General features: G+C 41.1%; 15 protein-coding genes and 1 pseudogene. 15 read left to right on the top strand and 1 reads right to left on the bottom strand.

Translation table 11 applies throughout. From position 1 onward, the window contains the following. Positions 1 to 53: 53 nt before the first annotated feature. The 9 genes and pseudogenes from ACHLI0_RS22595 to ACHLI0_RS22635 all read left to right on the top strand — a co-directional run. Positions 54 to 215: pseudogene (locus tag ACHLI0_RS22595) on the top strand (MFS transporter); the annotation flags it as partial. A 174-nt stretch (positions 216 to 389) separates the two neighbouring features. Beyond that, entirely contained in the window at positions 390 to 1,043 is a 654-nt protein-coding gene (locus tag ACHLI0_RS22600) for a DUF2490 domain-containing protein (protein ID WP_055217325.1), read from the top strand. 309 nt (positions 1,044 to 1,352) lie between these two features. Next, on the top strand, positions 1,353 to 3,254 hold the full coding sequence (locus ACHLI0_RS22605; protein ID WP_490750080.1) for a fimbrillin family protein: 1,902 nt from the start codon (positions 1,353 to 1,355) through the stop codon (positions 3,252 to 3,254). Between the two features lie 75 nt (positions 3,255 to 3,329). Then, entirely contained in the window at positions 3,330 to 3,821 is a 492-nt protein-coding gene (locus ACHLI0_RS22610) for a PaaI family thioesterase (RefSeq protein ID WP_008766233.1), read from the top strand. A 253-nt stretch (positions 3,822 to 4,074) separates the two neighbouring features. Further along, positions 4,075 to 4,926 (top strand): ATP phosphoribosyltransferase, encoded by an 852-nt coding sequence (gene hisG, locus ACHLI0_RS22615; RefSeq protein WP_490750081.1) that lies wholly within the window; start codon positions 4,075 to 4,077, stop codon positions 4,924 to 4,926. 12 nt (positions 4,927 to 4,938) lie between these two features. Continuing rightward, positions 4,939 to 6,222, top strand: coding sequence for a histidinol dehydrogenase (hisD, locus tag ACHLI0_RS22620; protein ID WP_490750187.1), 1,284 nt, complete (start codon positions 4,939 to 4,941; stop codon positions 6,220 to 6,222). Further along, complete coding sequence (gene hisC, locus ACHLI0_RS22625; RefSeq protein ID WP_022470890.1) at positions 6,219 to 7,259, top strand: histidinol-phosphate transaminase; 1,041 nt, start codon at positions 6,219 to 6,221, stop codon at positions 7,257 to 7,259. Before hisD ends, hisC begins: the two co-directional genes overlap by 4 nt. Positions 7,260 to 7,262: 3 nt before the next feature. Further along, positions 7,263 to 8,387 carry a bifunctional histidinol-phosphatase/imidazoleglycerol-phosphate dehydratase HisB gene (gene hisB / locus ACHLI0_RS22630; RefSeq protein ID WP_490750082.1) on the top strand — a complete coding sequence of 375 codons (1,125 nt, stop codon included), beginning with the start codon at positions 7,263 to 7,265 and terminating at the stop codon, positions 8,385 to 8,387. Between the two features lie 39 nt (positions 8,388 to 8,426). Beyond that, positions 8,427 to 8,987, top strand: a complete 561-nt coding sequence (locus ACHLI0_RS22635) for a dual specificity protein phosphatase family protein (protein ID WP_008766229.1) — start codon at positions 8,427 to 8,429, stop codon at positions 8,985 to 8,987. A gap of 114 nt (positions 8,988 to 9,101) precedes the next feature. On the opposite strand, the gene ACHLI0_RS22640 is transcribed toward ACHLI0_RS22635, so the two are convergent. Continuing rightward, positions 9,102 to 11,027: an NAD(+) synthase gene (locus ACHLI0_RS22640; RefSeq protein ID WP_490750083.1), complete on the bottom strand. Its 1,926-nt coding sequence runs from the start codon at positions 11,025 to 11,027 to the stop codon at positions 9,102 to 9,104. Positions 11,028 to 11,684: 657 nt separating this feature from the next. Here ACHLI0_RS22640 and ACHLI0_RS22645 point away from each other — a divergent pair. From ACHLI0_RS22645 to ACHLI0_RS22670, 6 genes are read left to right on the top strand one after another with little or no spacing between them, the layout of a single operon-like run. Continuing rightward, positions 11,685 to 14,627: a SusC/RagA family TonB-linked outer membrane protein gene (locus ACHLI0_RS22645; RefSeq protein WP_490750084.1), complete on the top strand. Its 2,943-nt coding sequence runs from the start codon at positions 11,685 to 11,687 to the stop codon at positions 14,625 to 14,627. An 18-nt stretch (positions 14,628 to 14,645) separates the two neighbouring features. Further along, positions 14,646 to 16,181, top strand: coding sequence for a RagB/SusD family nutrient uptake outer membrane protein (locus ACHLI0_RS22650; protein WP_490750085.1), 1,536 nt, complete (start codon positions 14,646 to 14,648; stop codon positions 16,179 to 16,181). Positions 16,182 to 16,199: 18 nt separating this feature from the next. Continuing rightward, positions 16,200 to 17,105, top strand: coding sequence for a DUF4984 domain-containing protein (locus ACHLI0_RS22655; RefSeq protein ID WP_490750086.1), 906 nt, complete (start codon positions 16,200 to 16,202; stop codon positions 17,103 to 17,105). A gap of 19 nt (positions 17,106 to 17,124) precedes the next feature. Beyond that, the gene (locus ACHLI0_RS22660; RefSeq protein ID WP_490750087.1) at positions 17,125 to 18,708 is read left to right on the top strand and encodes a DUF5003 domain-containing protein; all 1,584 of its coding nucleotides are present in this window, start codon (positions 17,125 to 17,127) and stop codon (positions 18,706 to 18,708) included. Positions 18,709 to 18,729: 21 nt separating this feature from the next. Then, complete coding sequence (locus tag ACHLI0_RS22665; protein ID WP_490750088.1) at positions 18,730 to 21,447, top strand: DUF4458 domain-containing protein; 2,718 nt, start codon at positions 18,730 to 18,732, stop codon at positions 21,445 to 21,447. Positions 21,448 to 21,465: 18 nt separating this feature from the next. Further along, positions 21,466 to 23,445: a BACON domain-containing protein gene (locus ACHLI0_RS22670; protein ID WP_490750089.1), complete on the top strand. Its 1,980-nt coding sequence runs from the start codon at positions 21,466 to 21,468 to the stop codon at positions 23,443 to 23,445. Positions 23,446 to 23,485: the final 40 nt, after the last annotated feature.

A 23,485-nucleotide genomic window follows, 5' to 3' on the forward strand; every position in this document is an offset into this window, starting at 1 on the left:
GAAACTCAATAAGAAAGAAGGTTCTTTTTAACTCAGAAAGATGCGTATGTTAAGACGTCATGAGCGGAGTTCTGATTGAAGGACATAAAACGATCCGGAATGGGGTAGAGGTTTACGACTTTACTTATATTAATTGGTTTTGGATTGGGGCGGCTCTATTGTCGGTATTTTTCGCTTTATGGGTGTGGAATGCGAAGCAAAAAGTAAAGGTTTGATTATCACGTGAATATAAAATAGGAATCTTTTCTTTTAAAGTAGCGGGTTCTTGGTTTAAAACCAACGGGGCGTTTCTTTTAAAGGAATGAGCCCTGATATTTCAGAATTATTTCAGTATCATAATTTTTCTTTGCCGGAGTTTTATTATCTTTGTACTTTTAACCCGGTAATCAATGAGTAGAATATTTGCAATTACTAAAATACTGCTGTTTGCGCTATTGGCTGGAATGACTTCCACTGCATTTGCACAAAGTGATGATTTCACTACATGGACTAAATTCAAAGTGAACTATAAGATCGACCCCCGATTTTCACTTTTAAGCAATCTGGAGTTTCGGACAAAGGATGACGTAAGTAGAATGGACCGTTTGGGATTGGCCATTGGAGGTGAGTATCGGGCTTATTCATTTTTGAAACTGGAAGCCGGATATGAAACTCATTTCCGGAATTTGGGAGATTCGGAATGGAAATTCAGACACCGTTATAACTTTGGAGCAACTGCCAGTTTTCAGTATCAATGGTTGAAAATTGCTTTGAGAGAAAGGTTTCAGCAAACTTTTGATCGTGGTGATTCAAAAGCTCGTCTGCGTTCCCGCTTAAAATTAGCTTATGCACCTGAAAAAGGAATCGTTTCTCCTTACTTCTCAATTGAAATTTATCAAAGTTTGGATGACGCTCCTTTTTGGAGAGCAGATCGTATGCGTTATCGTCCCGGAGTAGAGATAGCTTTGGCTAAACGATGGGCGTTAGATGTTTTTTATTGTTATCAGTATGAGTCTCCAAAAGGTAAACATATTGCCGGAGTAGAAATAGGCTATTCTTTTTGAAAATGTTAGATTACTAATATAATAATGTGTAAGCCTATTTGGCTTTGAAATATCCCTGATTTATAAAGTGCTATTAATTTGATACTTATGAATAAATATAAATATTATTTAAGAAAATGAAGTGCTGGTTGGTTTATGATATATACTTTTGCTTTCAGCATTTCACAATGAAATGTTGGAGTTGATGATTCTCCAGTCGCAACAGAAATGTTGTGAGGAATCTCATAACTGAAAGCGAATACTTCCTTTTATGTCCTTCTTTCTGTTCAATCAAAGATTTCTTATTATTTATATTTAAATGAAGAGGATATGAATATTCTGTTTAGAATGGAGAAAGGAATCGCTGTATGCCTTTTTTCTTCTTTTTTTGTATCAGCATGTGTAAATCATATTTCGGAAGAGAAGGCTATAGTCAGCGATGGAGGTATTTCATTGAGATTTACTGCTGATATTCATGAAGCGACATATACACGTGTTGCCGGCAATGGCTTTGAAGAGAATGATGAAGTAGGGGTGTTTGCCCTTGTGGGTTCTTCCACCATGAAGGAAGAACGTTATGCGGATAATTTGCGTTTCTTTCGTACTTCCGAAAAAATATTTGAGTCCAGTGAACCGATTTATTATCCTGATGATGAGGTAACATTACGTTTGATCAGTTATTATCCTTACCAGGAAGAGGGAGTGGATATGGGAGAAAGTACGATACCGGTGGCGGTAGAAGCTGATCAAAATCTTTCTGTTGATTATTTCTGCTCTGATTTTCTGGTTGCCTCTCAGAACCTGCAATCAGCTCCTAAAGGAGCCATCGCCCTGCACTATGACCACAAATTTTTCAAGTTAAAAATAGCTTTGGTAGGAAAGGAAGGTGAAGAATTGCAGGGGATACTGGATACTGACCCCAAACTTTCTGTTTGTGGTTTTTATAGTAAGGCGATTTATGATTTTCAAAAAGAGACTTATTCCGCTTTTTCTGATGAGAAAAGCATTACTCCTGCCGGAAAATGGGAGATACAGGGAAATCGGTTGAGCGGAAAAGAAGTGATCCTTATTCCGCAAGAAACCACTTTGGGCTATCAATACATCGTATTGGAAGTTGGAGGCAAGATATATACCAGCCCATTGCCTTCTTCATTGCAGTTACAGTGTGGTAAGCAGAGTGAGCTGGCGATTTCTTTCATCCCGACCGAAGATGTTTTGATAAGTAAAGTCGAAGGGGAAATCAATGGTTGGGAAGATGGTAATACAGGGCAATCCGGGTCCGAAGTCTTCCATAATTATGTGGATGTGTCGAAATTGGCATTTGATGATTCGAAGGTGTATAAAGTGTTGAGTGCTGGGCAGCAGGTAGCAGAAATATGTAAAGAATATCTGGTGACCCCTGATTTTTCTTCACAGGCAATTGTCGTTTATCCGATGAAAGACCATGCGGTTGACTTATCCAAGGGAACAGTAGTAAAATTGGTCGGACATGCAGATAAAGTGCACGGTGGAACAGTTGCGTGGGATTTGAAAGAACATTCATTGAAATATACTCCTGGAAATCAGGCTGCCCGAAGTAAGGTGTATATTTTGCCTGACGGACAAATTGCATTGTCTATGCCTGAAGAAATGTTGCCTGTATTAGCTATGAAAGATATAATGCGTGATGTACGTGGGAGTAGTATTCACAATTACCCGATAGTGAAAATTGGTACGCAGTATTGGATGGGAAGTAATCTGAAAACATCATTATATATAGATGGAGAAGAAATTCCGAAACTGGAGATTATGAATGCCGGAGCGACAGGTTATCTATTGTCTCAAACAGATAAGAGTTATTATTTTTATAGTTTTGGAACAATTGTCAGTAATAAGCTGCTTCCTGTGGGGTGGAATATGCCTGATTGGAATGATTGGAATATACTGAAAACTTATTTGAGCAATGATGCCTCTTTGTTGAAAACCGGGACATGGAAAGCAATAAGCACCGGTGCCGGTGCAATAGTAGGAACTGCTACCAATCTCACGGGTTTTGATGGATATCCGGTAGGAATGTATGCCGGCAAGTTTCAGTCTGCCTATGAAGGAAAATATCTTTCTTATTGGACTTTGAATGAAGCTGGGACAGATGCGGCTGAGAAAATATTCTTGCTGAGAAGTGATAAAAACGAAATAGCAGAGGGAAACACCGGGTTGGATAAAGCTTACGCCATTCGTTGCATCCGAAAGTAAATCGTGTAAAATTGTTCTTCTTTTTTATATTTTGCTTATATTTGGGAAGTGAAACTTAAATAGAAGTCATAGATTATGAAGAAAATAATAAATCCTTGGAAAGGTCTGGAAGGGTACAATTGCTTTGGTTGCGCCCCTAATAATGAAGCCGGAATAAAGATGGAGTTTTATGAAGATGGCGACGAAGTGGTAAGTATCTGGAAACCCCGTCCTGAATATCAGGGATGGATCAATACCTTGCATGGTGGTATTCAGGCTGTTCTCATGGATGAAATCTGCGCTTGGGTGATACTTCGTAAATTACAGACAACGGGAGTAACTTCAAAAATGGAGACTCGTTACCGCAAGCCGGTCAGTACTACTGATTCCCACATTGTGTTGCGTGCTTCTATTAAGGAAGTCAAGCGAAATATTGTAATTATTGAAGCTAAGTTATATAATAAGGATGGCGAAGTATGTACCGAAGCGGTTTGTACGTACTTTACGTTCTCGCACGAAAAGTCGAAAGATGAAATGCACTTTGATAAGTGTGATGTAGAGCCGGAAGAGATATTGCCTTTAATTTGAAATAAAAACTGAACTTTTTGTGATAAATGTTTGGAAGTATCAAACAAATGCTTTACTTTTGTCGCATTAAATAAAAGAAATATGAAATATACAGCTGCACATCATCATCATCATTTTCCTAACGAATAACTCGGTGGGCGTGATTGATAGTGTGTATAACTCTATAAAGATAACGAAGGCTTACCGAATACGGTAAGCCTTTTTTTATTTCTGAATTGTTCGAATTGTAAATCATAAAGTAATAAATAAAATCATGTTAAGAATCGCAGTACAAGCCAAAGGACGTCTCTTCGAAGAGACAATGGCACTTTTAGGAGAGTCGGATATTAAAATCAGTACAACGAAGCGTACCTTGTTGGTGCAGTCTTCCAATTTTCCTATCGAAGTTTTATTTCTTCGTGACGATGATATCCCACAAACAGTAGCTACCGGTGTAGCTGATTTGGGAATTGTCGGTGAGAATGAGTTTAAGGAAAAAGAGGAAGATGCTGAAATCATCAAACGATTGGGATTCAGCAAATGCCGTTTATCCTTGGCAATGCCGAAAGACATTGAATATCCGGGATTGTCATGGTTCAATGGAAAGAAAATAGCTACTTCCTATCCGGTCATTTTGAGAAACTTCCTGAAGAAGAACGGAGTAAATGCAGAGATACATGTCATTACCGGTTCGGTAGAAGTATCTCCGGGCATTGGACTGGCAGATGCTATCTTTGATATCGTAAGTTCCGGATCTACTTTGGTAAGCAACCGTTTGAAGGAAGTGGAGGTAGTGATGAAATCCGAAGCGCTGTTGATTGGCAACAAAAACATGAGCGATGAGAAGAAAGAAGTACTGGAAGAACTTTTGTTCCGAATGAATGCAGTAAAGACTGCCGAAGACAAGAAATACGTGCTGATGAATGCTCCGAAGGATAAACTGGAAGAGATAATTGCCGTGTTACCCGGTATGAAGAGTCCTACCATTATGCCGTTGGCACAAGAAGGCTGGTGCTCTGTTCATACAGTACTGGATGAAAAGCGTTTTTGGGAAATCATTGGCAAACTGAAAGGACTGGGTGCTGAAGGTATCTTGGTGTTGCCGATTGAAAAAATGATAGTCTAATAAGTTTGAATGATGAAACTAATCAAATATCCCTCCAAAGAACAATGGGCAGAACTTCTGAAGCGTCCGGCTTTGAATACGGAGAGCTTGTTCGATACAGTTCGTACTATTATAAATAAGGTAAGGGCGGAAGGTGATAAGGCTGTTTTGGAATATGAGGCGGCTTTTGATAAGGTGACTTTGTCTGCTCTCACTGTGACTTCCGAAGAAATACTGAAAGCTGAAGGACTGATCAGCGACGAGTTGAAATCTGCCATTACGCTGGCTAAACGGAATATTGAAACTTTCCACTCTTCCCAACGCTTCGTTGGTAAGAAGGTAGAAACGATGGAAGGAGTAACTTGCTGGCAAAAGGCGGTAGGTATTGAAAAGGTGGGGCTTTATATTCCCGGTGGAACGGCTCCGCTTTTCTCTACGGTATTGATGCTGGCTGTTCCCGCAAGAATTGCGGGATGCAAGGAAAGCGTACTTTGTACCCCTCCCGATAAAAACGGAAATATTCATCCGGCTATTCTCTTTGCCGCTCAACTGGCAGGTGTCAGTAAGATATTCAAAGCGGGAGGAGTGCAAGCTATCGCTGCTATGGCATACGGAACCGAGAGTGTTCCTAAAGTCTACAAAATCTTTGGCCCTGGAAATCAATATGTGACGGCTGCCAAGCAGTTGGTAAGTCTTCGGGATGTAGCCATCGACATGCCGGCAGGTCCTTCCGAAGTGGAAGTGCTGGCTGATGCATCTGCTAATCCGGTGTTTGTTGCGGCAGATTTATTGTCGCAGGCAGAACACGGAGTGGACAGTCAGGCGATGTTGATAACAACCTCTGAAAAGCTTCAGGTGGAAGTAATGGAAGAAGTAGACCGCCAACTGGCAAAGCTCCCTCGCCGGGAGATTGCTGCGAAGTCTCTGGAAAACAGTAAACTGATTTTGGTGAAGGACATGGATGAAGCGTTAGAGTTGACGAATGCATATGCACCCGAACATCTGATTGTAGAGACTGAAAATTATATGGAAGTTGCTGAACGTGTAATAAATGCCGGTTCCGTCTTCCTTGGCTCATTGACGCCGGAAAGTGCAGGGGATTATGCTTCGGGAACCAACCATACGCTGCCGACTAACGGTTATGCGAAAGCATACAGCGGCGTGAGCTTGGACAGCTTTATCCGGAAAATCACGTTTCAGGAAATTCTTCCTCAAGGCATGAAAGTCATCGGGCCGGCTATTGAAGAAATGGCAGCCAACGAACTTCTGGATGCTCATAAGAATGCAGTTACAGTACGATTAAATACATTGAAATGAAAACATTACAAGAACTTACCCGGCCGAATATATGGAAACTAAAGCCTTATTCTTCGGCTCGTGATGAATATAAAGGCGCTGTGGCTTCCGTTTTTCTGGATGCGAATGAGAATCCTTATAACCTGCCTCACAACCGTTATCCGGACCCCATGCAGTGGGAACTGAAAACACTGTTGTCTAAAATTAAAAAGGTTTCTCCCCAGCATATCTTTTTAGGAAACGGCAGTGATGAGGCGATTGATCTTGTTTTTCGTGCATTCTGCGAACCGGAAAAAGATAACGTAGTTGCTATCGATCCGACTTACGGTATGTATCAGGTCTGTGCCGATGTGAATAATGTGGAGTACCGGAAAGTTTTGTTGGACGAAAACTTCCAGTTCTCAGCAGAAAAGCTTCTTGCAGCTACAGATGAGCGTACGAAACTCATTTTCCTGTGTTCACCTAATAACCCGACGGGAAACGACTTGTTGCGTTCTGAAATAGAAAAAATACTCCGCGAATTTGAAGGATTGGTCATATTGGATGAAGCGTATAATGATTTCTCCGAAGCACCTTCTTTCCTCGAAGAGCTGGATAAATATCCGAATCTGGTTGTTTTTCAGACTTTCTCCAAAGCTTGGGGATGTGCCGCTATCCGTTTGGGTATGGCTTTTGCATCCGAAGCAATTATCGGAATCCTGAGTAAAATCAAGTATCCTTATAATGTGAATCAGCTGACACAGCAGCAGGCTATTGCTATGCTGCATAAATATTATGAAATAGAACGCTGGATAAAAACATTGAAGGAAGAACGCGACTATCTGGAAGAAGAATTTGCGAAATTACCCTGTACAGTCCGAATGTACCCGTCCGATTCCAACTTCTTCTTGGCGAAAGTAACGGATGCAGTGAAGATTTACAATTATTTGGTAGGTGAAGGGATCATAGTGCGCAACCGTCATTCCATTTCGCTTTGTTGCAACTGTCTGCGTGTGACGGTGGGCACCAGAGTGGAGAATAATACGTTACTTGCTGCCCTCAAAAAATATCAAGGATAGTATATGAAGAAGAAAATATTGTTTATAGATAGGGACGGGACATTGGTCATTGAACCTCCCATTGATTATCAGCTTGATTCACTGGAAAAACTGGAATTTTATCCGAAAGTCTTTCGTAATTTGGGCTTTATCCGTAGCAAGCTTGATTTTGAATTTGTGATGGTTACCAATCAGGACGGGCTGGGTACAGCTTCGTTTCCGGAAGAAACTTTCTGGCCTGCTCACAACTTGATGCTGAAAACATTGGCCGGAGAAGGTGTTACCTTTGATGATATTCTGATCGACCGTAGTTTTCCGGAAGATAATGCGCCGACTCGCAAACCGCGTACAGGAATGTTGACGAGGTATATTGATAATCCGGAATACGATCTTGCGGAAAGCTTTGTAATCGGTGATCGTCCTACTGATGTGGAGCTGGCAAAGAATCTTGGTTGCCGTGCTATTTATCTGCAAGAAGCAACGGATGATTTGAAAGAGAAAGGTCTGGAAGAAGTTTGCGCACTTGCAACAACAGACTGGGATCAGGTGGCAGAATTTCTTTTTGCCGGTGAGCGGAAAGCAGAAGTTCGTCGTACAACGAAGGAGACTGATATTTATGTGTCTCTTAATCTCGATGGAAACGGAAGCTGTGATATTTCTACCGGTCTTGGCTTCTTCGATCATATGCTTGAACAAATAGGCAAGCATTCCGGGATGGATCTGACCATTCGGGTAAATGGCGACCTGGAAGTGGATGAACATCACACCATTGAGGATACTGCCATCGCTTTGGGAGAATGTATTTATCAGGCTTTGGGCAGTAAGCGCGGAATCGAACGTTATGGTTATGCTTTGCCTATGGATGATTGCCTTTGTCAGGTTTGTCTTGATTTCGGAGGTCGTCCTTGGTTAGTATGGGATGCAGAGTTCAATCGTGAAAAAATAGGAGAGATGCCGACGGAGATGTTCCTGCATTTCTTTAAATCATTGAGTGATGCTGCAAAAATGAATCTGAACATCAAGGCTGAAGGACAGAATGAGCATCACAAGATAGAAGGTATCTTTAAAGCGCTTGCACGTGCTCTGAAAATGGCATTGAAAAGAGATATCTATCATTTTGAGCTTCCTTCGAGCAAAGGAGTACTATAATTTGCCTCATCATATTATATAATCTCATAGGATTGCTATATGATAATCAATAACAAACGAATTTGGCTTGGTTTATTTATCGGGATAGTGATGTCTTTTTCGGTTTATGGTCAAAACATAAACGCTGAAAAGATAACTGTTCCCGATAGTAAACTGACTAATTTGTATCAGATAGACTCAGGTGTATATCGTTCGGAGCAACCATCGGATGCTGACTTTAAGGCTTTGGAGAAATACGGTATTCGTGAAGTGCTGAATCTTCGCAACAGGCATAGTGACGATGATGAGGCGGCAGGAACAAAGATTAAGCTTTATCGGCTAAAAATGAAAGCGCATTCAGTCAGTGAAGATCAATTGATCAATGCATTGCGCATTATCAAGAACCGCAAAGGGCCGATCGTCTTTCATTGTCATCACGGTTCTGATAGGACAGGTGCAGTATGTGCTATGTATCGTATTGTATTTCAAGGAGTGTCAAAGCAAAAAGCTATTCAGGAAATGACCGAAGGAGGTTTCGGTTTTCATCGTATTTATAAAAATATCATTCGCACTATTGAGAAGGCTGATATAGAACGTATTAAAAGAGAAGTATTACAATAGTGCAATTGACCGTATGTTCTGTATGATTGATACACAGTTATGTGACATTTCTGTTTTACCCCGTATAATACTTAAGATAAATACAAAAATGTCACAGAAGAAAGATCAAAGAGATTATAAATCTTCTATTTCTTTAAGCCAGATAGTTGAACTTGCATCACTTGGCATTCGCCAGTCACCTCTGGGACTGATGGAAATACTACCTACCTTCGGACCATCGGGCAGACAGGAGCGCTTGAACTGCTGATTAAAGAAACGTCGGAAGAAAGTAGATAGCCATTTCTTTATTGTTTCTTTGTCATATACATCCTTGAAAGCTATATTAGCCAGATAGTAAATCTTGGAAGGACGGAAACCAAAACGCAGGAAGTAATAGAGGAAAAAGTCATGCAGTTCATAAGGCCCTACCAAGTCTTCGGTCTTCTGTTTGATTTCCCCGTTTTCGTCAGCTGGAATTAATTCGGGACTGATAGGAGTATCTACAATATCCAGTAAAGTCGCTTTAGCGTCCTCATCCATATCATTTTCCGCTACCCATTGCACTAGATACTTCACAAGTGTTTTGGGAATACTTCCATTGACACCGTACATAGACATGTGATCTCCATTGTACGTAGCCCATCCGAGTGCAAGTTCTGACAAGTCACCCGTACCCACTACCATTCCCCAAGTTTGGTTAGCGATATCCATTAATATCTGTGTGCGTTCGCGTGCCTGAGAGTTCTCATAGGTGACATCATGTACATTGATATCATGGTCGATATCTTTGAAATGCTGGATACAGGCATCTTGAATACTGATTTCCCGGATAGAAATGCCTAATGATTTCATTAAATCAATGGCATTGTTATAAGTACGGTCAGTCGTTCCAAAGCCTGGCATTGTAACTCCCAGAATATCTTTGCGGGGTAAGCCGAGTTTGTCGAAGGTCTTCACGCAGACTAATAATGCCAGTGTTGAATCCAATCCGCCGGAAATACCGACTACAGCTGTTTTAGCTTTGGTATGAACCAGTCGTTGTGCCAAGCCGGCTATCTGGATAGAGAATACTTCCTCACAATGCTCATTCAGTTCTGCTCCTTGGGGGACAAAAGGATGTGAATTGAAGCCTCGGGTCAAAGTAAGCTCTTTACTATTAACAAACTCCGTTGCGATGGAGATTGCTTTTTTATCTCCTGGATTTCCCTGGCTGGCAGCAAAAGTGGTATTGATTCTACGTTCTGCCCGTATGCGTTCCACATCGATTTCGCTAATGATCAGTTGTTCCTCCATGCAGAAACGTTTGCTACGTGCCAGTAATGAGCCGTTTTCGTAAATCAATCCGTTTCCCGCAAATACTACATCCGTAGTAGACTCCCCGAAACCACAGGAAGAAAATACGTATCCTGCAATGCAACGTGCTGATTGTTGGCTGATAAGAGAACAAAGATAATGATGCTTTCCGATTCCTTCATTATCGGCAGACATATTGAAAATAATTTCTGCTCCTTGTAAAGCCAGTGAGGAACTGGGAGGTATGGTAGCCCAAAGGTCTTCGCAAATTTCGATCCCAAAAGTCGTATCGGCAGTTTCAAACAGCAGGTTGGCACCTATGGGAACGATTTGTCCGCATAGGCGTACGGTATCTTCTGTCAGTTGAAGGGCAGAAGTAAACCAGCGCTGTTCGTAGAACTCCTTATAGTTGGGGAGGTAAGTTTTGGCAGCAACACCTAGTACTTTTCCTTTTTGAATCACTACGGCGGCATTGATTACGGTTGAATTAACTACTACCGGCATGCCGACAATAGAGATGATGTCCAGTTGGCGGGTATTATTGAGTATCTGCATTAGCCCCATTTCTGCTTCTTCCAGCAAGATTTGCTGTCCGAATAAGTCGCCGCAAGTATATCCGGTAATACTCATTTCCGGGAATACTATGATTTGCACACCCTTACCTTCGGCTATTGCGATTTGGCTTTCTATTCTCTCTGCATTGAATTTACAGTCGGCCACTTTAACGTGTGGCACGGCTGCAGCTACTTTTACGAATCCGTAGTTCATCTTGTACCTTTTTATATATAGTGGGTACAAAAATAGGAAATAGTTTTGGATTTTTGCCTTTTTGACTCCGAATCCTCAAAATGAGGTGTTTTATGTCGTTTTAATGACTATTGCATAAACAACTAATAAGAATGTCAAATAGAAAGTAATATAGCCCTGTTTTTGACTGATTCTATGGGATATATCTGTTTGTTTATTAATATTTTGTTAATTGTGCAATAAAAAGACATTTTAGGAAATTTGGTATAAAAAATGCGACTTTTTGTTTCTTCCATTTAACGATTATAATTATATTTGTAGCCAAATTAAATAATTTTATAGGCAATTTACACCTAAACAAACGATAAGCACTTATTAATATCTATAATTTTAGAGAGATGGACATACACTTTATTAGTATTGCAGCGACACAAGACATTTATTTAGACACATGGCGTAATATTAAAAATCAGCCGAGCTAATTTTCCTATTCTATATATTGTATAGACTATTTAATAGTCTGTCCTGGAACGATGATAAAAGTACACTTTTTAAAGTCGCTCCAAGGGAAGAAGTATATTGCTGTTTCATGCGTGAAGCGTAATATGCTAAGTTTTCGTTTTGTAGATAAATCAATAAAAATAAATCAATTCATTAATTTAAATTCAAGTATCAAAGATGAGAAAATCAATTCTCTTGTTTGTACTCTTTGCTCTACTGAATATTCCTCTTATGCTTTTTGCACAGAGCGGATATAAGGTAAAAGGACATGTTGTTTCGGCAGAAGATAATGAGCCGATGGTAGGTGTGTCTATTTTAGAGAAGGGTACTACAAATGGTGTAATTACCGACATTGATGGTAATTACACTCTTGAGATTAAGGGTACGGCAAGTGCTACTTTGCTGTTCTCTTATATCGGTATGCAATCACAGGCACATGAAGTTAGTGCCAAAACCGGCACACTGAATGTTCGTCTGGTTTCAGATGCTGCTTTAATAGATGAGGTAGTGGTGGTAGCGTATGGAACTCGTAAAAAAGGGACGATTGCTGGTGCCGTATCTACTGTTAAAGCAGAAAAAATGGAAAATGTTCCCACAGCTGGTTTCGACCAGTCATTGCAGGGACAGACGCCCGGTTTGACGGTAATTTCCAATTCGGGAGAACCCAGCAAGGCGGCTGTGTTCCAGCTTCGTGGTACCAATTCCATCAATTCGGGCACCTCTCCACTGTTTATACTGGATGGTACGCCTATCTCCAGTGCTGATTTTAACACAATTAGCCCGGGAGATATAGAATCAATCTCTGTGTTAAAGGATGCTTCGTCGACTTCTATCTACGGAGCCCGTGCGGCAAATGGTGTGGTAGTTATCACTTCTAAGCGCGGACTGGCAATAGATAAAGCGAAAGTTACGTTGCGTGCCCAATGGGGTATTTCTCAATTGGCGTCGAATGACAAATGGGTGGTGATGAATACTCCCGAACGTATCCAATTTGAAAAGGAAATCGGGTTAGACACCGGACAAGATTACGACCTGCTGTCTCGCACGAATGTTAATTGGCTGGATGAAGTTTTCAACGATCGTGCACCTTTGCAGAGTTACGAACTTTCTGTCAATCGTGCCACCGACCGTCTGAACTACTATGTTTCCGGAGGATTTTATGATCAGGAAGGTATTGCGCAGAGTTCTTCTTTCCGCCGTTACAATATGCGCGCCAATGCGGAAGTGAAAGCCAGCAACTGGCTGAAAGTGGGCACGAATACAATGATGGCCTATGAAGAAATATCACAGGCTGAAGAGGGAGAACCGGCGCTTTATACACCTATTTCCGGTTCACGCTTTATGTTACCTTACTGGAATCCTTATAATGCTGACGGTTCTTTGGCTTCCGAAAATGATGGAACTTGGACGGGAACGGGGCAGAATCCGATAGAATGGATGGCGAATAATCCCGTATCATACAAAAAGTACAAATTGCTGTCTACTGTATTTGCAGAGATCACTCCGATTCAGAACTTGACTATTCGTGGCCAGTTTGGTGCTGATTATTCACACTCTACGGCTTTCATGCAGTCTTTCCCGAGTTACATTATTAATAATAACTCCGGTAAAGCAGGGCGCAGCTCATCTGATATCCTTAGCCTGAGTGAAACTCTTACAGCCAATTATCGGTGGGCTTTGAATGATGATCATTCATTCAATTTTCTGCTGGGACAGGAAGGGATAGATTATCAATCCTCCGGATTCCAGGTATCTACACAGGGGCAGAATAACGATCGCCTCACCAACCTGCTTACCGGAACTCGCGCTACATCGTGGCCGGATAGTAATAGTGCCTATTCTTACTTGTCTTTTTTCTTCCGTGGGGAGTACAACTATAAAGATTTGTATTATGCGGAAGTTGCTGCACGTACGGATGCTTCTTCCCGCTTCGGTGCAGATCATCGTTGGGGTATGTTTTGGTCGCTGGGTTTTATGTGGAACATCAAGAACGAGGCTTTCCTCAAAGACATAGAATGGCTTACTAGCGCACAGGTTAAGTTGAGTACAGGTACTTCCGGTAACTCGGAAATTCCTTATTACGATCATCTTGCGCTTGTTTCCGGAGATGCAAACTATAATGATGAAGCTGGTATCTATCCTTCACAAAGTGGAAATGAGGAATTGAGCTGGGAGCAGACTTGGGCAAACAATGTTGGCGTGAGTTTTGGCCTTTACAATCGTGTCAATGTGAATGTCGATTTTTATCATAAAAAGACTACTAATATGCTGATGTTAGTTCCTCAATCGTATGCGATCACCGGAGTAGGCAATCGTTGGGACAACATCGGCGCTATGATGAACCGCGGTGTGGAAATTGCGATTGACGGTGATGTGATTCATACCAAAGATTTCACTTGGAATCTGAGCGCAAACGTTTCTTACAATAAGAATAAACTTTTAGAACTTTACAATGGTGTAGAAGAATATGTAAACTCTACCACTGGATTGAAATATGTAGTAGGACACTCCGTACGTGAGTATTTCATGAACCGTTATGCAGGTGTGAATCCGGCCAATGGCGATGCTTTGTGGTACACAGCCGACGGAGAACTGACAACAGAATTTCGTGAAGAAGACAAAGTGATGACCGGCAAATCGTTTGATTCTCCTTGGGTAGGCGGCTTCGGCACATCCCTTATGTGGAAGGGGCTTTCATTGTCGGCGCAATTCAGCTGGATGGCAAAACGATATGTGATGAACAATGACCGTTTCTTCGAAGAAAGCAACGGACTATACAGTGCCTACAATCAATCGAAAAGATTATTGTACGATCGTTGGAAAAAACCGGGCGACATCACTGATATCCCCCGTTACGGAGTGACGGCTCAACTTGACGATCGCTTTCTTGAAAACTCTTCATTCCTTCGTCTGAAGAACCTGACACTGGCTTATGCATTTCCGCAATCACTGCTGAAGAAAACTAATTTCTTCACATCTGCGCGTGTTTATCTGCAGGGACAGAACTTGCTTACCTGGACAGGTTTTACCGGACTCGATCCGGAAGTAGCAACTAATGTGTATAGAGCACAATATCCGGCTTCACGCCAGTTTACTTTGGGTATTGACGTTTCATTCTAATAGTATATTTAAAGAAAGATGATTAAGAAATTTAAATTATATATCCTGTTGGCAGCCATGGCATTTTCTGCCGCTTCTTGTTTGGACAAGATGCCTGAAGACGGTATTCCATTCAATGAGTCTATACAGACGGTAGATGATGTGAATCTGGCTGTTATTGGTATTTACGATGCATTCAAAAGTAGTGCTCTGTACTCAGGGAACCTGACAATACTTCCTGATCTGCAGACAGACCTTGTGTATGGGGTAAATGGAAATACGAATACATTCGGAGATATTTGGCGTTGGAAAGACATTCTGGCAACTAATACAAGTATTGAGGCTGTTTATGCTGGACTGTACAACGTGATTAACCGTTGTAATTTCATGCTCGACCGTGTAGACGGGGTGAGAAATAACACAACCGATGATAACGATTTGGATAAGCTCGACCAGTGTTGCGGTGAAGCTTATTTTGCCCGTGCGATTGCTTATTCCGAATTGGTGAAGATGTTCTGCAAGGCTTATGAGAGTGATGAAGATGCAGCCAATCAATTGGGTGTGATACTCACCAAGCATTATCAAGGCAATGAAGAAATGAAACGTGCTTCGCTGAAAGCCTCTTATGAGTTTATTCTTGAGGATCTTGATCGGGCTGCCCAATTGTTGGCTCTGGATAAAGATTATGATCCGTCTGTCGATGGAGCTTTATTTAATAATGCTACTTATTTCAATGAATACACGGTGTATGCTTTGCGGGCACGTGTCGCTCTTTATATGAGAAAGTGGGATGAAGCTATCAAGTATTCCAGCAAGGTTATTGATAGCGAATATTATCTGCTGGCCAGTTGTACTCGCACTATTTCTTCCGGAGTGAGCTATTATAAGTATATGTGGACGAACGACATGTCAACGGAGGCTATTTGGAAAGTTGGTTTCACCATAAACTCTTATGGAGGCAAACTGGGACAAATTTTTTTGAATTACAATCATGTGAATTATCGTCCGGACTATGTGCCGGCTAATTGGGTGTTCGGATTGTATGATTCGAATGATTTGCGTCCGGGTACCATTTTTCAAACTCTGCAAACCGGCTTTAGTCATGGTCTTTCATGGCCTTTGTTGATAAAGTATGCCGGTAATAATGAGTTTATTGCAGCTAATATTTATCACGTATCTATGCCGAAAGTGCTTCGCTTGTCGGAGCAATATCTGATACGTGCCGAGGCTTATGTGCAAAAAGAAACCCCCGATTATAATGCAGCGGGGAAAGACATCTCAACGCTACGTACCGCACGCTATTCTTCTTATGGCGGATCTACCGCTCTAAGTGCTTCCAATGCAATGGACATCATCGAGGGCGAGCGTGTGAAGGAACTTTATATGGAAGGTTTTCGCCTTCACGATTTGAAGCGCTGGCATAAGGGTTTTGAACGTAAACCGCAAGACCAATCATTGGCGAATGGTAGTAGTTTGAAAGTAGAAGCTGACGATCCTTTGTTTGTGTGGCCTATACCGCAGCACGAATTGGATGCTCCCGGCTCACAAGTCCAACCGAATGAAAGTAACAAATAAGATTAAAAGCATACGATAATGAAGAAATTATTATTAGGATGTGCAGCAGCCATTGCCGCTCTGATAGCTCTTTCCGGATGCGGGCAGGACAAGGTGCTGTACAACGGAGCCAGTTATCTTATGTTTTCTGACACGCTTTATACTTATGCCGTGCAAGAAACTAATGAGATATTTAATGTTCCAGTCTCCGCCACTGTCTCTGCCGACTACGACCGTACTTTCGGTGTTGAAGTGTTAGATCGGGAGAGTAACGCTATAGAAGGCAAGCATTACAGAGTATTATCGAACACTGTGACCATAAAGGCGGGTGAGATGAGTGCTAATGTGAAAGTGCAAGGTCTTTATGAGAACATCGGCATAGCGGATTCGTTGGGATTCGCTTTGCGACTCGTAATCCCCGAAGCCGAAGAATGGAATTTATACAAGAATGAAGCAAAAGTAGTGATGCAAAAGGTTTGTCCGTTCGATATCAAGAACTTTACGGGCTTTTGCAAAGTGACTTCTACTTATTTGTCTTCGGATTACTATCCGATAAAAACAGATTTGCGTCTGGTGAAATCCGAAGTGGTAAAAAGCAAAGAGAACACCGTTGTCATTCGCGGACTTTATTTTGACGGCTATGATATGGAAATCAGTTTCAATAGGGAGGACGTTTTGGAGCCTTTGGTCGAGATGGACGAACAGATTTGCGGTTCAACGGGAGAGGCTTTCAATACGATTCATGGTGACGGAAAGTTGCGATTGAATCAACCTACTGCCTATACATCTTACTTTAGCACCAATGAGAATTTTGTCTTACAGTACGTCACGATGAGTGTGAACAATAAAGACGGGTCGTACTACGGTACGGTTGGAACATTCGTGAACATACTTGAATGGATAAGCGAGGCAGAAGCTGAAAAATTAAAAGAACAAGGATATTAAAAAAAGCAATTAAAAAAATATGAAAAAGTTTAGTTTAAAACCACTTGGAGATTCGTGCATGAAGACATTCTGCAAGAGTGGGTTCTTCGTAGGCTTACTTACGGCGTTATGCCTTGCGGCATGTTCGGACGATGATGATAAAGTAGTAACTCCGATATTTCCGGAAAAACAAAACATCGTCTGCAATGCGGGTGAAACAAAGGAGTTCACATTTGCGGCTAACACGAACTGGAGTCTGGCGTCTTCAGCCATTTGGTGTAAGTTCAAGGCCAATGATATGGAAGAATTTGTAGTGTCAGGTGCTGCCGGTACGCAATCCGTAACACTAATGGTAACAGATGACAATCAGATGATTGATAATATCAGCGTTGCTAAATTGGAATTGACAATGGGCGGTCAGACTATCGTGATTGGAGAAGTAACCCGTTCGGCTGTTGGTTATGAATTGAAGATAGTGGATGAAGAAGGAAATGAAATCAAGGAAATTAAGGCAGGCTATCAGCAATTTGCTAAATTCAGCGTTGAAGCTAACTTCCGCTTTGCCGCAACAAATCTCCCCGGCTGGGTAGAACTTGAAGGTGGTTCACTTGTAGGTGCAATTAACCAGAAAGTAAGTGGCGGGTTGAGAATCATTACCGATAATAACCGTGAAAAATATCCGGTCGTGGCAAGTGAAAAGAATGTAATAACTTTCTCTGACGAAGAGGGAAAAGCGTTCTATTCTTTCCCGATATCTTATGATGGTATGACTCCCGGAGTGCTGGATTTGACTCGTCCGGCAAGTTATCCAACAAATTGGGTTGTATCAATGGATGGAAAGACATTTACTCAGAAAAGTACAGGTGGAAGCACAGGTGATATAACTCTACAGAAAAGAATGCCGTTTACCATTAAGACCCTCAATGATGATTATGAGATTGTATTTTTAAGTGAGGGATGGGATGGTAAAATCCATCTTGTAGGTTCAGATTATGATTTCTTTAATTATGAATGGATGCATTGTGAAGGTGATGGGGGAAAATTGAACTTTACTGTTGATAAATATAGTCCTAATTCGATGAATGCTGATCCTGAAGAAAGAACTGGATATGCACTTGCATTTTCACGTGCTGAGTATGAAAATATTAAAGATAAGCTGGAAGAAACTATCGTTCAAAATGGAGAGATAGCTTATAAATATGAGCAAAGTAATCTTTTAATAGCTTTTACTCAGAAAGATGTGAAAGAAGAGCCGGATAATAAAAGCTTTACAATAAAAAAAGGTGGATGGGAAATCATTTCAGCAACGCAAACAACTAATACAGCTATTTTAGAGTTTCTGAAAGGAAACTATTTTATTGATGATGTTTACTCTATCACTGCTAATGCGGGAGAATATTTTTCAATTTATCCATTACTGTCAGAAAGTGAATGGGCAGGTGAAGTTTATGTAATTAATATTAAAGATGAAGATGTTACTGTAACTAAAGAAGTGTCAATGGATGGAGAAGGTATGTTTTTAGGAATTACTATACCCGATAATTTTGATGAAGACTTGATTGTAGTTTTTAAAGGAACAGATAATTTCTTTAAAAAAGCTTTAGTAATCACTCCAGCCAATTAATTAACATAGCTAATTATATAAATGAATCTACATAAATTATACTCAATATGCTTCCTACCCCTCCTCTTTATTTTATTGACGATGGTGGTAGTAACAGGTTGTTCGGATGATGACGAGGCATTGCAAAGCCAATATGGTTATGTGCAATTCAGAATTCACAAGAGCGCCTCATTTGAGAAGGAAGCAACTACTCGTGCCACGGACAAACTCGAAACGTTGGCGAGTGCACATAAGATAAAGGTTGTGATGGTGCACGACGGAACAACCGTGTCGCAGACTCTGCCCCTGAATTCATACAATGCAAACAATGCAGAGTATGGACTTCGCAGTGACAAATTGAAAATGTTGGTTGGCACTTATAAGATTGTCGGCTATTATCTGTATGATAATCTGGATAAAGTACTTCTGGCAGGACCTGCCGGTGACGACGATCTATTGACTATCGTTAGTGGAGGGCTTCAAGAAAAGGCATTGGTGGTGGATGCCGTATCACGCGGAACGGTAACTTTCAAGTTGACAAAAGAAGGTCTTACTACTCGTGCGGCGGGTGAATACCTGTTCAGCAGTATTCGTTTTATCGATGTTACGGTAAAGAACACTTTTAATAGTGTCACTACTAATCTGAAACAAATGACCGTTAAATATAAGGAAGACTCTAAGGAAAATCAGAATCCTGACAATCCTAATGACAAGTATATGGATATAGGTGTAGCCACCTGTGACTCTGCCGTATGGCTTCCTGCCGGAACCTATCAGGTAGTTGCTTATACCACTTATTCAAAAAGTGGTAGTAAAGTAACCTCATTGGAAACACAAGCCGTGAGAGGAGAACCTTTCATCGTGAAAGACAATGAACTGACAAAAGATGCCAATGTACCTATCCAATTGAAGAAGACCGCAGAGTACATCAAAGACTACATAGCACTGAAAGAAATTTGGGATGCTTTGGACGGTGAAAACTGGAAATACAATAGCGGAGCGGTAGACAATGCTGTGCGCAGTTCGAACTGGAACTTCAATAAAGAATTGGATATGTGGGGTGATCAGCCTGGTGTTGATTTGGATAACAACGGACGTGTTACCGGACTTTCTATTGCCGGATACGGAGCTAAAGGCAGAGTGCCCGACGCTATCGGACAGCTAACGGAACTGAAAACCCTGTCGTTTGGTTCGCATAGCGAAAAGCTTAGTGGCAGGCTATTTGGTGAAGATGAACTAACTCCGGATATGAGTGAAGAACAGAAACAGCGGATACGTATGCATTATAAGAGGACATTCCTTGATTACGACCCGCGCCTGAATATGTCGGAATTATTGCAAGATGCCATCAACAGGAATCCGGATTTAGAACCGATTAAGAAAAACAGCCGTATTACATTGAAGGATACACAAATCGGTGTTCTTACCAATGGAATTACGTTTGTTTCCAAGGCTATTATGCGATTGACCAAGCTGCAAGCACTTTTCTTTGCCAATTCGCCCCTTACTGAAGATAACATCGCAAGCGCCTGGGAAGATGAAAATTCTGACTATGCCAAACAGTATATGGATGAAGAACTGAGTTGGAGTAATTTGGAGTCACTGACGGATATGGAACTGTATAACTGTCGTGATATGAGAAAACTCCCTGATTTTGTATACGAACTTCCTGAATTGCAGTTGCTAAACATTGCCTGCAACAAAGGTATCAGTGCGGATCAATTAAAAACTGACTGGCAAAAATTGGCAGACAGCGAAAATACGGGTCCGAAGATTCAAATCTTATATATGGGTTACAACAATCTGGAAGCATTCCCTCCTACCGAATCTTTAAAGAAAATGGTGAAGCTCGGGTTGCTGGATTGCATACATAACAATTTGAAATCGGTGAATGCCTTTGGCACGGATGTGAAACTAACCACTCTGAATCTTGATTATAACCAGATTGAAGAAATTCCGGAAGATTTCTGCGCGTTTACCGATCAGGTGGAAGGCTTGGGATTTTCACATAACAAACTGAAATATATCCCGAACATCTTCAATGCAAAATCGGTATTTATTATGGGATCTGTCAACTTCTCGTACAATGAAATTGGTTCGGTTGGTGGTAAAAATATCAATTGCTCGATGGATGAATTCAAGGGTATCAATGCTGGTACGATAACCTTATCCTACAATAGGATATCAAAATTTCCTACGGAATTGTTTGCGTCTGGTTCTCCCATTTCGACCATTGACTTAAGTAACAATGAGATGACTTCGATACCCGAGAACTCACTTAAACCGAAAGAAGGAAATTATAAGAATACTTATTTGCTCACTACCATCGATTTACGATTTAATAAACTGACAAGCTTATCTGATGATTTCCGGGCTACAACGTTACCTTATCTAAGTAATATGGATGTTGGCTATAACTGCTTTTCTAAGTTCCCTACACAGCCATTGAACAGTAGCCAATTGCAAGCTTTCGGCATCCGTCATCAACGTGACGCAGAAGGTAACCGCATCTTGCGTGAATGGCCCGAAGGTATTACTACTTGCCCGAGCTTGATTCAGTTGCAAATCGGTTCAAATGACATTCGTAAAGTAAAAGAAAAGCTGACACCGAAACTTTGGATTGTTGATATTGCAGACAATCCGAATATATCTATTGATGTGACAAGTGTATGCTCTTATATTGAAGCAGGTATGTACGCACTTATATATGATAAGACACAGGATATTCGCGGTTGCGATGCTTTGGGTATTGAACGATAATATAAAAAGATGCTATTAATGAAATATTTTAATAAAATAACATTAGGACTCATTCTTTGTGCAGGGGTTGTATCCTCGTGCAAGGATGACGATGAAACGGGGTTCGATGGCATTACGGTAGATAAGGAAGAGATTACTATCGGTGCCGAAGGAGGGACAGAAAAGATATCCGTTTCGTCCAACGACCAATGGGTGGCACGTGTGTCAGATCCTTGGATTGCCGTTTCACCGGCAAATGGTATGGGCTCGGCGGATTGTGTTCTTGCCATAGACTCTACATTAGAAAATGTTGCGCGCACAGCCAAGGTACGCTTTTCTATGGACAATCGTGAACCAAGAATGGTTACTGTTACGCAATTCGGCTTTGGTAAGCAAATTCTGGTAAGAGATCCAGAAGTGGAAATCCTCAGTTCGGATGCTTTCAAGAAGCGTCAATTTGAAGCTACGATCTCTACGAACATTAATTTCAAAATCGATGGCGTTGACTATTCTTTCGCAGAAGAAGCTACGATGACTGATGAAGAAAAAGCCGAAGTAGAGGGAGAGAAAAAGAACTGGCTTACATTGCCCGCACAGAAAGATTTAGAAGTGAATCTTGACAGAGGTGCACGCCCGCGTACGCTGAAAGTAAACTTCCGTTGGGGAATGAATGTAGCTCCTTTTACTCGTGTAGCCAAAATTAAACTTGTTCCGGTAGATCCGAAAGACCAATTGTTAGACAATGACGGCAATGAAATAGATGCTGTTGTGCTGACCGTCACCCAAAAAGCTGCTATGAAAATTGAAGATAACCGTGCAGGTGACTCATTGGCTGTAATCACTATCAATAGTAAACTGCAGACTATGATGAACTTTGATACCAGTGAAAGTATGATTAACTGGGATTTCGTGACGCTTTGGGAAGCTACGGATAAGGAGATAAAGAACAATGAACTTCCTGCAGAAGCTGTGGGACGTGTACGTTCTGTAAGTTTCTCAATGATTGATTTGCAAGACGGTGAATCCTTACCGAAAGAAATTCGCTATTTGAAGTATCTTGAATCGTTCACAGTTCAGAGTAATGCTAACCGACAGATACGTACCATACAATTAGGGGATGAAATCTGCGAATTGGAATATCTGAAAAGTCTGACAATATTCTCTATCGGTGTGAATGCTTTCCCTGAGAATTTCAAAAAATTAGGCAAAACTCTGGTGAACTTGGATCTGACAAGTAATAACTTCAAGACGCTCTCTGCGATAACAGACGTAGTGAACGAGGAGAATTTCCCAGTATTGAGACATTTATCATTTACCGGATGTCGTGCTACGGAAACGTTGAAAGATTTGAGTCTGATTGAAAATGGTCAATACAACGGCAGGGATGCTGGTTTGTGTGTAGACATTTCTCAGGGACAAGCACAGCGACAAGCTTTCTTGAAATTATTAACATGGGACAAACTGATTACCTTGCAAATGGCTTACAACTTCATTGAAGGCGAACTTCCTACCGATGAAGAGGTAACTGCAGCATTGAGAACTGCCGGAAAACCATTAACTTATAAAAAGGACGATTTTTTTAGCAAAGAAGAACTGGCTGCCAAACCGTCTATATTTCTTGATAAGATATCAAGTGATACGTGTCAATGGTTGCTTACTAAAAATAATGAGGTAACTTATCAAACACAAGCTCCCGTAACAGGACAGGACGTTCCACGTGTGTTGCCACTGGCCCGTTCAGTTCGTTTGAATTTGAACTTCCTGACAGGTAAAGTACCGAATTGGATTCTGTTCCATCCTTACTTTGCCTATTGGCATCCCGAAACTTTGATATTTAATCAACAAGAAGATGGGTTGGATTCAAAAGGAAATCCGGTAGGATTTAGCAATGTGAATCTTGTGAACTACGATTATTCTTATTATTACGGAAAAGAAGATCCGGGTGATAATCCGATAAGTGATGGTGTAGCTTATCCATTGTATTTCAGAGTCTTTGTGTTATCGGGAACAACCAACTAAGATTACTGCTGAATAAATAACATTATGAAGAATCATATTA

The sequence above is a fragment of the Bacteroides sp. RCH18 genome, from assembly GCF_058231005.1.

Bases quoted from the DNA above. Each gene is read 5' to 3' on its own strand.
- ACHLI0_RS22600 (WP_055217325.1), top strand. From the start codon at position 390: ATGAGTAGAATATTTGCAATTACTAAAATACTGCTGTTTGCGCTATTG.
- ACHLI0_RS22605 (WP_490750080.1), top strand. From the start codon at position 1,353: ATGAATATTCTGTTTAGAATGGAGAAAGGAATCGCTGTATGCCTTTTT.
- ACHLI0_RS22610 (WP_008766233.1), top strand. From the start codon at position 3,330: ATGAAGAAAATAATAAATCCTTGGAAAGGTCTGGAAGGGTACAATTGC.
- hisG (WP_490750081.1), top strand. From the start codon at position 4,075: ATGTTAAGAATCGCAGTACAAGCCAAAGGACGTCTCTTCGAAGAGACA.
- hisD (WP_490750187.1), top strand. From the start codon at position 4,939: ATGAAACTAATCAAATATCCCTCCAAAGAACAATGGGCAGAACTTCTG.
- hisC (WP_022470890.1), top strand. From the start codon at position 6,219: ATGAAAACATTACAAGAACTTACCCGGCCGAATATATGGAAACTAAAG.
- hisB (WP_490750082.1), top strand. From the start codon at position 7,263: ATGAAGAAGAAAATATTGTTTATAGATAGGGACGGGACATTGGTCATT.
- ACHLI0_RS22635 (WP_008766229.1), top strand. From the start codon at position 8,427: ATGATAATCAATAACAAACGAATTTGGCTTGGTTTATTTATCGGGATA.
- ACHLI0_RS22640 (WP_490750083.1), bottom strand. From the start codon at position 11,027: ATGAACTACGGATTCGTAAAAGTAGCTGCAGCCGTGCCACACGTTAAA.
- ACHLI0_RS22645 (WP_490750084.1), top strand. From the start codon at position 11,685: ATGAGAAAATCAATTCTCTTGTTTGTACTCTTTGCTCTACTGAATATT.
- ACHLI0_RS22650 (WP_490750085.1), top strand. From the start codon at position 14,646: ATGATTAAGAAATTTAAATTATATATCCTGTTGGCAGCCATGGCATTT.
- ACHLI0_RS22655 (WP_490750086.1), top strand. From the start codon at position 16,200: ATGAAGAAATTATTATTAGGATGTGCAGCAGCCATTGCCGCTCTGATA.
- ACHLI0_RS22660 (WP_490750087.1), top strand. From the start codon at position 17,125: ATGAAAAAGTTTAGTTTAAAACCACTTGGAGATTCGTGCATGAAGACA.
- ACHLI0_RS22665 (WP_490750088.1), top strand. From the start codon at position 18,730: ATGAATCTACATAAATTATACTCAATATGCTTCCTACCCCTCCTCTTT.
- ACHLI0_RS22670 (WP_490750089.1), top strand. From the start codon at position 21,466: ATGAAATATTTTAATAAAATAACATTAGGACTCATTCTTTGTGCAGGG.